Annotated in this window: 13 protein-coding genes and 1 pseudogene; 2 read left to right on the top strand and 12 right to left on the bottom strand. The window is 70.4% G+C overall.

Annotated elements, in window-relative coordinates; genetic code table 11:
• Nucleotides 1–164 precede the first annotated feature (164 nt).
• Nucleotides 165–908, top strand: a complete 744-nt coding sequence (locus ACZ573_RS15865) for a DUF5819 family protein (RefSeq protein ID WP_471304035.1) — start codon at nucleotides 165–167, stop codon at nucleotides 906–908.
• A complete protein-coding gene (locus tag ACZ573_RS15870; RefSeq protein ID WP_471304037.1) occupies nucleotides 898–2,148 on the top strand; it encodes an HTTM domain-containing protein in 1,251 nt (416 codons plus the stop codon). Before ACZ573_RS15865 ends, ACZ573_RS15870 begins: the two co-directional genes overlap by 11 nt.
• A gap of 41 nt (nucleotides 2,149–2,189) precedes the next feature.
• Here ACZ573_RS15870 and ACZ573_RS15875 read toward each other — a convergent pair whose 3' ends face one another.
• The 12 genes and pseudogenes from ACZ573_RS15875 to ACZ573_RS15930 form a co-directional block, all read right to left on the bottom strand.
• Nucleotides 2,190–2,462: a hypothetical protein gene (locus ACZ573_RS15875; RefSeq protein WP_471304040.1), complete on the bottom strand. Its 273-nt coding sequence runs from the start codon at nucleotides 2,460–2,462 to the stop codon at nucleotides 2,190–2,192.
• 80 nt (nucleotides 2,463–2,542) lie between these two features.
• Entirely contained in the window at nucleotides 2,543–2,740 is a 198-nt protein-coding gene (locus ACZ573_RS15880) for a hypothetical protein (protein ID WP_471304042.1), read from the bottom strand.
• On the bottom strand, nucleotides 2,737–3,312 hold the full coding sequence (locus ACZ573_RS15885) for a DUF5994 family protein (protein WP_471304044.1): 576 nt from the start codon (nucleotides 3,310–3,312) through the stop codon (nucleotides 2,737–2,739). Before ACZ573_RS15885 ends, ACZ573_RS15880 begins: the two co-directional genes overlap by 4 nt.
• A 186-nt stretch (nucleotides 3,313–3,498) precedes the next feature.
• The gene (locus ACZ573_RS15890; RefSeq protein WP_471304047.1) at nucleotides 3,499–4,740 is read right to left on the bottom strand and encodes a PP2C family protein-serine/threonine phosphatase; all 1,242 of its coding nucleotides are present in this window, start codon (nucleotides 4,738–4,740) and stop codon (nucleotides 3,499–3,501) included.
• 139 nt (nucleotides 4,741–4,879) lie between these two features.
• Entirely contained in the window at nucleotides 4,880–5,590 is a 711-nt protein-coding gene (locus tag ACZ573_RS15895) for a hypothetical protein (RefSeq protein ID WP_471304049.1), read from the bottom strand.
• Nucleotides 5,587–6,102, bottom strand: a pseudogene (locus ACZ573_RS15900) (SigE family RNA polymerase sigma factor). The gene ACZ573_RS15895 and the pseudogene ACZ573_RS15900 overlap by 4 nt, the downstream one beginning before the upstream one ends.
• Nucleotides 6,103–6,190: 88 nt before the next feature.
• On the bottom strand, nucleotides 6,191–7,561 hold the full coding sequence (locus ACZ573_RS15905) for a pectate lyase family protein (RefSeq protein WP_471304052.1): 1,371 nt from the start codon (nucleotides 7,559–7,561) through the stop codon (nucleotides 6,191–6,193).
• A gap of 149 nt (nucleotides 7,562–7,710) precedes the next feature.
• A complete protein-coding gene (locus tag ACZ573_RS15910) occupies nucleotides 7,711–8,070 on the bottom strand; it encodes an STAS domain-containing protein (protein WP_471304055.1) in 360 nt (119 codons plus the stop codon).
• Complete coding sequence (locus ACZ573_RS15915; RefSeq protein WP_471304058.1) at nucleotides 8,067–9,353, bottom strand: PP2C family protein-serine/threonine phosphatase; 1,287 nt, start codon at nucleotides 9,351–9,353, stop codon at nucleotides 8,067–8,069. The genes ACZ573_RS15910 and ACZ573_RS15915 overlap by 4 nt, the downstream gene beginning before the upstream one ends.
• Nucleotides 9,353–10,156, bottom strand: a complete 804-nt coding sequence (locus tag ACZ573_RS15920; RefSeq protein ID WP_471304061.1) for an alpha/beta fold hydrolase — start codon at nucleotides 10,154–10,156, stop codon at nucleotides 9,353–9,355. Before ACZ573_RS15920 ends, ACZ573_RS15915 begins: the two co-directional genes overlap by 1 nt.
• A 129-nt stretch (nucleotides 10,157–10,285) precedes the next feature.
• Complete coding sequence (locus ACZ573_RS15925) at nucleotides 10,286–10,690, bottom strand: CBS domain-containing protein (protein WP_471304064.1); 405 nt, start codon at nucleotides 10,688–10,690, stop codon at nucleotides 10,286–10,288.
• Nucleotides 10,691–10,736: 46 nt separating this feature from the next.
• Nucleotides 10,737–11,306 (bottom strand): helicase-related protein (locus tag ACZ573_RS15930; RefSeq protein ID WP_471304066.1); only part of this gene is annotated, 570 nt, incomplete at its 5' end.

Genomic DNA, 11,306 nt, shown 5'->3' on the forward strand with positions numbered 1-11,306 from the left:
CAACAACGTGCGTGGGTGTTGTTTTTTTTTTTTTTTTTTTGTCGGGGAGGCGGAGACAGAAACAGGACTTCGTTTCGGGGGGGGGGGAGACTCCCCCCCCCCCCCCCCCCCCCCCCCCCCGCGCCGTAGGTGAGAGTCGCAGAGACCTCAGGCGAACAGCAGACATGAGAAAGACCGGGTGGGTCGCGGTGTCGAGCGGAATTGAATCTGCGGGCGTGAAGGAACTTCATCACTCCGATGCCGGTCCGGTCCCCCAGCAGCGTCATGACGAAGCAGCCATGCCGGGCAAGCCGCCCATAAGAGTTCGCGCAGTGAGAGCAGGGCTGCGCACCGCCGTGGCCCTCTGCCTGGTGACGACCCTGGTCCACGTCGTCCTGGTATTCCTTCATGTGGCCCCCGCCAACCCTGTATCGAAGCGTTACAGCTCGCAGGTCAACGGATGGGTGTATCCGCTCTTCGAACAGAACTGGCGGCTCTTCGCCCCGGACCCCGACTCCTTCAACCGAAAAATCCTGGCGAGAACCGCACACACCGACTCCAAGGGATCGGTGCAGGTGACCCCCTGGTTCGACCTGGCTGCCGTCGACCATTCCGCGGTCGACCACAATGTGTTTCCGAGCCATACGTCCCAGAACCTTCTGCGCCGTGCCTGGACCTCTTATGTCGAGACACATGGAGGGAGCGACACGGCACGCTCGGAACGCGCCGTGATGCTGCAGACGTACCTGCGCAACATCGCCGCGGACCGCGTCGCCGCCCACAACGACGGCGGCGCTTTCGACTTCATTCAGCTCCGGGTCGTCACTCTGCCGGTGGCTGCGCCCGGCACGGCGGCCGGGAACCGCCCGCCGGCACCCTCCGAGGACCGGCTCCTGCCCTGGTGGAAGGTGAACTCCCATGGGAAGTGAACAGATCCCCCGGCCCCCTTCCACGGCGGCCACGCCGCACCGGTCTGCGGTCCAGGAGACTTCGGCCGCCGGCACGGCCCACCGGTGGCTCCTCGACCGGATCGGCGCTCTGCGGGCGCTTCTCACCGACCGGCCGGTCTCCCTGTACGCCGCCTCGGTTCTGCGCATCGGCTACGGGCTGCTCTACCTGGTCTTCCTGCTGCGCGAGTTCCCGCACCGTGACGAGATCTGGGGCCCGGGCTCCCCCTGGACACCGGCGCTGGCACAGCAGCTCTTCGATCAGACGGGCTGGAACAGCCTCCTGATCCTGTCCGACAGCCGCGCCTACTTCGAACTCTGCTACGTGACGGCCCTCGTCACGTCCGCGCTGTTCATGCTGGGCTGGCGGACCCGGGCCATGTCCGTCCTCTTCGCCGTCGTGGTGACCTCGTTCCATGCCAGATCGATCTTCATGACGGACGGGGGCGACAACCTGATCCTGCTGATGGCCCTCTACCTCGTCCTCACCGCGTGCGGGCGGCGCTGGTCCCTGGACGCTCGCAGGAACCGGCTCGCGGCAGCCCGCGCGGGCGACGCACCGGAGCCGGTGAGGAGCTTCTCCGCACAGCAACTGCACGATGCCCGTGGCACCTTGACGACGGTGGTGCACAACTGCGGCATGCTCGTCATCGCGGCACAGGTCTGTTTCCTCTACGGATCGGCCGGCCTGTACAAGGTCCAGGGCCCGACCTGGGGCGGCGGCACCGCTCTCCACTACGCGCTGAACCTCGAACTCTTCCAGCCCTGGCCCGCGCTCTCCCACCTGGTGGACGGGTACCCGATGGTGATCGCGGTCGCCAGCTACGTGACGGTGCTCTTGCAGGTCGCCTTCCCGTTCGTACTCTTCGGCAGGCTCAAGTACCCCGTTCTGACCGTGCTGCTGGGCATGCACATCGGCATCGCGGTGCTCCTGGGACTGCCTCTCTTCTCCGGCGCGATGATCATTGCGGACGCCGTGTTCCTTCCCGACCGCTTCTACGCCTTCCTGCCCCGCCTGTGGCGACGCGCGGCACGGCGCACGGGGAGGTGGCGGCCGGCACCGGGCCGAGCGGCGGGATCCGCATCGGTACCTCCGCAGGGCAGGCCCGGCGAACCCGGCTCGAAGCATCGAGCCACTCCGGCAGGGCAGCAGGGCACCGCGCTTGCCACCGGGCTTGCGCCTTCGGTCTCGGGGCCTCGGAAACCCGACTCGAAGCACTGACCGGTTACCCGCGTCCCAGGCCCTCACGTGTGTGAGGGGATTCAGCCGTGCTCTTCCTCATCGGCTTCCATGTGCCGGATTCCGTCGTGGGTGAGGGTGACCATCGCGGGAGTGTTGCCGGGGTCCCAGTCGACGGTGATCAGCCCTTCGCCCGCCAGGTACGTGCAGGCGGCGGCGAGGTCCTGTTCCGGTACGTGGAGGTCGCGCCGTAGCTGTGCTCCGGTGATGCCGAGGAGGCGGTTGCCTTCGACGGCTTCGTACAGGACCCGGAGCACCTGGTCGCGGTAGGTCTTGCGTTCGCGCAGTGTGGCCATGACCGCGTCCTTTCGTGTGTGTGAGGGCGGGGCGCCGGGGCGCCCCGCCCTCACACCCCGGTCGGAGGAAGATCCGTTCCTCACCGGTCGGCACCCGGGTGGTGGGCTCGACGACCGGTGTCGTCCGGCAGGCCGGGAGGCCTCGGCCGGGGGTCACTGAAGCGGTAGGCCTCGATCCGCGCGTCGTTCCGGGCGTTCAGCACCTGGATCCAGCGCATGGCGACGCCGATCATCAGGATGATCATCGCGACGAGGACGACGGTCTCCACGGAACTCACCGCCAGCCGTTCCCGGACAGCGGCAGGGCACTTCGTCCCATCGGCTCCCCGAAGGGCGACATGCAGGCCCCGCCCTCGCCCTCCCAGACGGCTTCCCGGCCGCGCGCGTCCCGGACGCCGCGCCCGATGACGCTCTCGTTGGCCATCAGGACGCCCGCCGCCAGGGCACTGCCCGGGATCGCGGCGGCGGCCATCAGCCGGGCCGCGGCCGCGGGCCCGGTCTCGGGCGGGACCACCAGGAGGTCCCAGCGGCCGACGGTGTAGGAGAGCAGGATCAGCTTGTCGGGGTCCTGCTCGGTGAACCAGCCCACATGCAGCACGCGCCCGTCCACGGCAACCGTCCGCGGGACGACCGGCCAGCGGGCGGGATTCACCGTGACGCGCGTGACGCGCCCCCACGGCTCCTCCAGAGCCGCCGCGAGAGCGGGGAGCTCGGCTCCGAGGTCACGCGAGCGGGGCCACCAGGCACCGTCCAGCTGACCTGCGAGGGTGGACTTCGGGGTGAGGGACAAGCGTGCCGGGAACTCTGCTGTGAGATCGCGGGGCGCGGTCCGGTCGAAGGTGGTGGTCATGGTGCGGACCTGCCCCCGGACTGCCCGTCGGCAGCCCGGTTTTTAGGCGATCGCCGGAAATGACACCCGCGTGAAGCCGGTGCTCGAAGTACTTCCGGTCCTTTAACTCTACGCCCAATCGATGGGCAAAGGCCGTTGTGACCAGGTATTTTCCGGCGGAGGCGCTGGGGAGGACCGCCGGTCTCCTCAGCTTCGAGGCGTTCGGTCGGGAGCCGCGAGGTGGTCGGCGGCGCCCCCGCGCCATTCGATCATGAAGAGGGTGGCGTCGTCGCTGGTGTGCCCGCCTCGTTCGCTCTTCAACGTGTGGGAGAGCTGGCGCAGGTCTGCCCGCAGCCCCTCTGACGGCCTTTCCCCGAGGCGGTCGACGCAACGGATGAGGCGTTCCTCGCCGAACAACTCCCCGCCGGCGACGTGCTCTTCGATGATGCCGTCGGTGTAGCACAGCACGCGGTCGCCTTGCCGGAGCGTGTGCTCCCCGATCCGGGGCTCCTCGCCGCCGAAGCCGATGGGCAGCGTCGTCGCGCTCTCCAGCTGCCGCACGACCTTGCCGTCGCGGATCAGCAGCGGCGCGGGGTGGCCCGCGTTGACCAGCTCCAGCACACCGGTGGCGATGTTCAGGTGCATCAGCTGGGCGGTGACGAAGTGGTCGGGACCGAACTGCCGGGAGATGGCGTCGTCCATGTACGTGTACTTCTCGGCCAGGCTGACGGACACGCGCCGGGCATGCCGGTAGGCACCGATGGCGATGGTCGCCATCGCGGCGGCGTCCAGACCGTGGCCCATCGCGTCGATCACGGCCATGTGCAGGATGTCGTCGTTGAGGGCGTAGTCGAAGCTGTCTCCGGCGACGCGGTAGGCGGGCTCCAGCATGCCGGCCACCGCGACCTGCGGCACGGTCATCGTCAGCGGCGGCAGCAGGCTCCACTGGATCTCGGCGGACACGCTCATCGGCTCCCGGCGCCGGGCCAGGAAGAACTGGTCGGTGTAGGCGTTCTTGGTGACCAGCAGGTCGGCGGCCAGGCCGGCGAACCGGCGCAGCAGGCGCCGGTCGTCGTCGCCGACGTGGTCCAGGGTGAGGGCCATGACGCCCACCGTGTCGTTGCCGTCCGGCAGTGGCACGTACATCCGGACGCCGCCGTGGGCCTGCGGTACCTCGACGGCCTCCCCGCGCATGAAGGCCCGGCCGGCTGGGGAGTCGATCACCGGCTGGGGCTGGCTGACGTACAGTTTCCTGCCGGGAAGCGGCACCAGCAGCTCCTGCGCGTAGTCCTGGAGCAGGATGGAGACGTCACGGCCTCCGATCCCGGCGATCTCCTCCGCCAGCAGTGGGCCGATCAGCTGCGGTGGCATCATCCGCGCCCGGTGCAGCAGCAGGCCGAGCGGCCGCTCGCCGAGACCCTCGGCCCGGTCCGCGCTCTCCTCGTTCATGACCCGCCTCGACGCCTCGTTCCTGCCCACCCATGCCGGTCACCGCCTCCGCACAAGGTGTCCTGGGAAGCCGCCGGAGCGGCTCATTGCGCCATGCGTGGCATGTCGGCCCGCGCTGACGGCGGGGCGTGGACGCGGCTTACGCGAACCCGCCCCATAGGGCGGCGCCGCTCTTCGCGGCGTCTGCAGTGGCGTCGATCCGGTACGTGTCGTCCTTCGCATCGCGTCCGCCGGCGGCGTGGTCGTACTGGCCGGCGAAGACGTGCTCGCCGGGCGGGACGGTCCTGCCGGGTTTGAGGGTCCACCGGTAGACGAGGAAGCCGCCTTCCCGGCGGGCGGAGAGGTCGAAGTCCGCGGCGGGGCGGGTCCGCCAGCTACCGGTGTCCTCCACCCCCTCGGTCAGGGCGATGCGCAGCTCGACGACGAGCGCGGTGAGCGGCTTCCCCGCCTTGAGGGTGCCGTTGCTCTGTGCCCAGTAGGCGTTGCTGTGGGGGTCGACGGAGCCGTCGGCCCACAGGGGACCGTCCTCGGTCCGGCTGCCCGCGGCCGTCGGTGGCACCGCGCGGCCGGCGGCGGCGGACGGGGCGGCGGCGGACGGGTTCCGAGGCGGGTCCGGGTCGTGCACGGCGGCGACCACCAGGAGGGCGCTCGCCGTCAGGGTTCCGGCGGTGGCCAGGGTCGCGAGGAGGATCTTCGGCCAGGACAGGGCACGGACGCGCTGGCGGTCCGGCGACCGGCGGGCGGTGCCGGGACCGGCCATGCCGCGCTCGACCCGGGCCAGCATGCGGGCCCGGTCGGGCAGGTGGGCTTCGGTGCTCTCGCGCAGCAGGGCGCGCACTTCGTCGGTCACCGGCTTCCCCTCCCCACCAGTTCGCCGGCGGCCCTGGTCCCGAGCAGCCCTGCAGCTCCGCCGTCCCCTTCGAGGTCTGGCTCTTCACCGTACCCACCGATATCCCCAGTGCCGCCGCGGTGTCCTTCTCCGAGAGGTCGAAGGCGTACCGCAGTACCACGCAGGCGCGTTTGCGGAACGGCAGCGTGTCCAGCGCGGCCCGTACGTCCATGACGGCGGCCAGGTCCGGGCCGTCGATCCGCTCCGGGCGGTGCGACCAGAACAGCAGGACGCGCCGCCGTGCTCCGGATCCGGCTGCGGGCGAGGTTCGCGACGATTCCGCGGGCGTAGGCAGCCGCGGAGCCGGCACGGCGGGCCCTGTCCCAGCGGTGCCAGAGCGCGACCATCGCGTCCGCGGCGAGGTCGTCGGCGGCGTCCGGCTCTCCGGTCAGCAGGTATGCCAGGCGGGAGAGTTCGGCGTGGTGGCGTTCGAAGAACGCGTGGAACTCCGCGGCCGCCTCATCTTCGGTCATGGCCTCGGTACGGCCTCTCGGTGGGACGGGGGCGTTCTCAGGCAGCTGCCGGAGCGTAGCAGTCCGTTCGAGCATTCGTTCGGATGCTTCAGTTCGCCGGGGCCTGGTCGCCGGTCTCGGTGAGGACTCCGGCACCCGCCTTGGCCGCCAGCTTGGCCGGCAGTCCGGCGGCGGGTTCCAGTCCGGCGGTCAGGGTGGGCCGCCAGTCGACGGTGGTCTTGATCTTCTTCCCGGTGCCGGCGGAGTTGTGGGCGGCGACCAGGTCCACGGGAGCGCCGCCGACGAGGTTGCCGCTGCCCGCGATGGCTCCGGTGCCGTCGCCGCTGAGCAGCTGGGAGGTCTTCCGGTCGGAGGAGAGCTTCCAGTAGTTGTTCTGCGCGACGACCTGGGCGCCGGCACGGGAGTTGACGCTGTAGCTGTGCACGTAGCCCTTTGACGCCGTGGTGTCGTAGTAGTTGTCGTACAGGTGGATCCGGCCCACGCGGGCGAGCGGGGCGCGCTGGACGATGCCCCGGAAGACGTTGTGGTGGAGCGTCACCCGCAGTCCGGTGTCCTTGTCGCTGCTGCCGATCAGCATCGTCTTGTCGTGGTTGCTGAACGTGTTGTATCCGACGGTGACCAGGTCGGAGGCGTTGGTGATGTCGAGGGCGCCGTCATGGACCTGGTACTCGCGGCCGAAGCGGACCGGGTTGGCGGAGTCCGGGTGCGGGTCGTCGGAGAAGCTGTTGTGGTCGACCCAGACATGGGTGGCGCCGCGCAGGCTGACGGCGTCGTAGGCGGAGTTCCAATTGCCGGTGGAGCCGTCGGTCGGGTCCCACTGCGGGAAGCAGTCCCGTACGTCGGTGAGCGACAGGTTGCGGATGATCACGTTGTCGGCGTTCTTCACCACGAGGCTGCCGCCGGTGATGCCCGCTCCGGTGCCGGGCACGCCGATGACCGTGGTACGGGCCGGCACGGTGAACACCATGCGGGCGGCCTGCCTGGCCTGGGCGGCCCTGCGGGCGTCCTCCTGGGCGCCGGACGGCACCTTGGCACGGCCCCAGACGGCGGGATCGTAGGCCTTGAGGTAGGAGTCGAGCGAATAGCCGGTACCGGCGGCGTGGTCGGCGCAGCTCTGCGGCTTCCCGCTGTCGTCGGTACGGGCGTCGATCAGGCCCTTGACCCGGATGATCCGCGGGGCGCCGGCCGGGCCCGCGGCCAGGGCTCTCACCAGCTCGGCGCGGGTGGAGACGGTGAAGACGTGAGCCGCGTCCGCGGCACGGCCGCCGGTGGTGCCCGAGCCGCTCGCGGCCCAGCCGTCCCGGGCGGGCAGCACGCCGTGGGCGAGGTCGGCGGGTGTCACGGCATCGGCCTTCACGACCAGCGGCACGGCGCCGAGACCGGCGGCGGCCAGGGTGGCCGCTCCGGCCCGGGCGAGCCGTCGGCGTCCGGTCGGGCGGCGGTGGGGGGAAGCGGACATGGGCGGTGGCTCCTTGGGGTGAGGTGCACTGTTCACCCCTCAGTTGCCGCCGGAGCCCGAAAGGTTGCCGGGCGCCCGCCGAAATCCTCTCCGCGGCCTCGGCGGCGGGGTCGCGTCCCGAGCGGGCACCTCCTACGGCACCCGCGCCATCAGGGACTTCCGGTGGCCGGTCGGTGTGCTGTGGCCGTGCCGACGTCGGGGTGGATGGTGAAGACCCGGTCGAGGCCGACGATGCGCAGGATGCGGATCGTGTTGTCGGGGACGGCCGCAAACACGATCTCAGCCTGGGCCGCGACAGCGTGGTTGCGGGCGACGATGAGGGCGGTGATGCCGCTGGAGTCGCAGAACTGTATGCGGGAGAGGTCCAGGACGAGGCGTTGTCCTGGCTCCAGGCTGAGCTCTGTCACGGCCTGTCGAAGGCGGGGGGCCTGGTCGTAGTCGAGGTCGCCGGCGATTTCCAGCACGGGGCCGGTGGGGGCGTCTCGGATGGTGATCGTCAGGGCGCTCATGTCAGATCGTGCTCTCCCGTACCGGGGATGGGATGGGGCACGCCGAGGGCCAGCAGAGCCGTGTCGTCGTCCAGGCCTGCACCGAAGCCGTCCAGGAGGCCGGTGAGGGCGGTGATCAGCTCAGGTGCACATGCAGGGGCGAGACCGGCGGTGAAAGTGCGCAGGGCGTCTTCGCCGTACAGCTCGCGGTTCGCGCCGACGCGGGCTTCGGTGAGGCCGTCGGTGTAGAGGAGGAGGGAGTCGCCGGGGCCGAGCGTGGTCACGGCGGGGGTGAAGCGGGGGTCGGGCAGGATTCCGATGAGGAGGCCGCCGGGGGTGGGGAGGTAGTCGGCCCGGCCGTCGGCACGCACGACGAGTGCGGGGGGATGGCCCCCGGACGCCAGGTGCACGGCAACCGTTCCGGTGCTGGGGTCGGGTTCCATCACACCGAAGATCGCGGTGCAGTAGCGCGGGTCCCCGTTGGTGAACCGCTCGTGCAGCACGGTGTTCAAGGTGGACAGCGCGGCCACGGGGTCGGAATCGTGGAGGGCTGCGGCGCGCAGGGTGTAGCGGGTCAGGGAGGTCACTGCGGCAGCCTGGGGACCTTTGCCGCAGACGTCGCCGAGGAAGAACGCCCAGCGCTTGTCGTCCAGCGGGAACAGGTCGTAGAAGTCTCCGCCCAGCCGGTCGACGGAGGCGGTGTGGTAGTAGGAGGCCGCTTCCATTCCGGGCACCGCGGGCAGGGCAGCGGGGAGCAGGCTCTGCTGGAGCACCGCGAGTGCTTCACGCAGCCGCTCCTTGTCGGCTTCGGCCTGCCGGCGGGCTTCGTCCGCCAGCTGACGCTCGCGGAGCAGCTCGCCTTCGTAGGCGCGGCGCTGTCGTGCGTCGAAGACTGTGGTGCGGATCAGCGTCGGCTCGCCGTCGCCGCTCGTCTTCACCCGGGAGGTGACCAGGACCGGCAGACGCCCGCCGCCCGACGCCTTGAGTTCCAGCGCTATCTCACTGATGTTTCCCTGCATCCGAAGGAGCGGCGCGAAGTGCGTCTCGTGGTAGAGCTTGCCGCCGATCGTGAGGAGGTCGGTGAAGCGTCTGCGGCCCACGACTTCCTCGCGCGTGAGGCCGAGCCAGTCCAGGAGCGTTCCGTTGATCCTGGCGATGGTGCCGTCCATCAGGGTGGACAGGTAGCCGCAGGGGGCGGATTCGTAGAGCTCTTCGGCGGCGTCCTCCAGCAGGGAGGAGAACACCGCGTCGGTGGCGGACTCTTCGCCCTCGGGCCGCTCAGGGTTCTGGGCGGTGCACCCCATCACCGCAGCTCCCGCAGGAACGCGCGGATGGCTGACGTGGTGGCCTCGGGAGCGCTCAGCTGGGGGCAGTGACCCGTAGCGTCCAGGGTGATCAGGCGGCTTCCGGGGATGGCCGCGTGGACGTAGCCGCCGACCTCGCGCGGCGCGATCACGTCCTGGGCGCATTCCAGTACCAGCGTCGGTACGCCCACCGACTTCAGGTCGTCACGGCTGTCGGAGAGGAACGTGGTGCGGGCGAAGACGCGGGCGATCGCCGGATCGGTGGCGCAGAAACTGTTGGTCAGCTCCTCCCCCAGTTCCGGACGTTCGGGGTTGGCCATGATCACCGGTGCCATCGTGGCCGACCAGCCGAGGTAGTTCGACTCGAGCGACTCCAGCAGCTCGTCGATGTCCTCGGCGCTGAAGCCGCCTCGGTAGGCGTCGTCGTCGATGTAGCAAGGGGAAGGGCCGACCATGACCAGGGAGGAGAACCGCTCGGGGGCGGTGGCCGCCGCGCGTACCCCGATCATCGCGCTGACCGAATGCCCGACGAAGGCCACGTCCCGTAGGTCGAGGGCCTCGCACACCTCGACCACGTCGCGGGCGTATCCGTCCAGTGAGCCGTAGCGCTCGGCGCTCCAGGCGGACGGGTCGGAGCCGCCCGACCCGACGTAGTCGAACAGGACCACCCGGAATTCCCCGGCCAGCGCCGGGGCCACCAGGCCCCACATGTTCTGGTCGCAGCCGAACCCGTGCGCCAGCATCACCACGGGGCTGCCGGGTGATCCGCTGACCTTCACGTTGTTCCTGCGGAGGATATCCATCCCGTCATCCTGTTCATCGGTGCGGAGCGTCAGCACTGCCGACGCGATCTGGGGGTGGGCCCGCGCCGGTCCCGTCGGTCGGACGGTCAGCGGGGCGCCGGGGGAACGGTCCGACCTCGGTGAGGCGGTTCAGCGTGCAAGGGCGAGGACGCCCAGGGCACTGCCTTGCTCGTCGACGACGGGCAGGGCATCGAGGCGGCGGTAGCGCATCGCGTGCTCGGCTTCAACCATCGTGGTGAGAGGCGAGGTGGACGGCCCGCGGCCACCGAGGACGTCGCGCAGCCGGATTCGGTCCGTGTACGCGTCGCCGTCACGGACGGCCGCGAGCTGAGCCGGGGTCACCAGACCGGCGCACAGGCCGTCCTCGTCGCAGACCAGCAGATGTCCCGCGCGGGCACTGGCCATGACGGACAAGGCCACTTCGACCGTCATATCGTCGCAGACCTGCGGTCCGGCGGCCTCCATGGCATCGGCCACCGCCTGATGGGAGGGGTTGGCGCTCACCGAGCGGAACTGCATCTGGACCAGCGTCACAACGTGCCTCCTGCAGAGATGGGTCAGTTTCCTGATCACGTCGTTCTCAGGCCGCCGCCGCGTTGAAGGCGGACCGGCGCGCGTTCAGGCGCCGCGCTGCCGAAGCGGGACCGCGTCGGCCGCGGGAGGCCGTGCCGCGCTTGGGCCGCTCGGACACCGGGGCGGTGATGGTGACCGGGATGCCGGAGGGGGCCTGGGCGCCGGTGATCCGGCTGAGGGCCTCTTCACCGGAGCGGACCTGGGTGGTCTGCGGGGTGATCCCGGCGGCGGCCATGAGGCGGGTCATGTCGCGGCGCTGGTTCGGGGTGACCAGGGTGACGACGCTGCCGGACTCGCCGGCACGGGCGGTCCGCCCGCCGCGGTGGAGGTAGTCCTTGTGGTCGGTGGGCGGGTCCACGTTGACGACGAGGTCGAGGTTGTCGACGTGGATGCCGCGGGCGGCGACGTTCGTGGCGACGAGCACGGTGACGTGCCCGGTCTTGAACTGCGCCAGGGTGCGGGTGCGCTGCGGCTGCGACTTGCCGCCGTGCAGGGCGGCGGCCCGGACACCGCTGTTCAGCAGGTCCTGGGTCAGCCGGTCGACGGCGTGCTTGGTGTCCAGGAACATGATCACCCG

Source organism: Streptomyces sp. NPDC040545, from assembly GCF_055595065.1.

Coding starts and splice junctions, on each gene's coding strand:
- ACZ573_RS15865 (WP_471304035.1), top strand. CDS start 165: ATGAGAAAGACCGGGTGGGTCGCGGTGTCGAGCGGAATTGAATCTGCG.
- ACZ573_RS15870 (WP_471304037.1), top strand. CDS start 898: ATGGGAAGTGAACAGATCCCCCGGCCCCCTTCCACGGCGGCCACGCCG.
- ACZ573_RS15875 (WP_471304040.1), bottom strand. CDS start 2,462: ATGGCCACACTGCGCGAACGCAAGACCTACCGCGACCAGGTGCTCCGG.
- ACZ573_RS15885 (WP_471304044.1), bottom strand. CDS start 3,312: ATGACCACCACCTTCGACCGGACCGCGCCCCGCGATCTCACAGCAGAG.
- ACZ573_RS15890 (WP_471304047.1), bottom strand. CDS start 4,740: ATGAACGAGGAGAGCGCGGACCGGGCCGAGGGTCTCGGCGAGCGGCCG.
- ACZ573_RS15905 (WP_471304052.1), bottom strand. CDS start 7,561: ATGTCCGCTTCCCCCCACCGCCGCCCGACCGGACGCCGACGGCTCGCC.
- ACZ573_RS15910 (WP_471304055.1), bottom strand. CDS start 8,070: ATGAGCGCCCTGACGATCACCATCCGAGACGCCCCCACCGGCCCCGTG.
- ACZ573_RS15915 (WP_471304058.1), bottom strand. CDS start 9,353: ATGGGGTGCACCGCCCAGAACCCTGAGCGGCCCGAGGGCGAAGAGTCC.
- ACZ573_RS15920 (WP_471304061.1), bottom strand. CDS start 10,156: ATGGATATCCTCCGCAGGAACAACGTGAAGGTCAGCGGATCACCCGGC.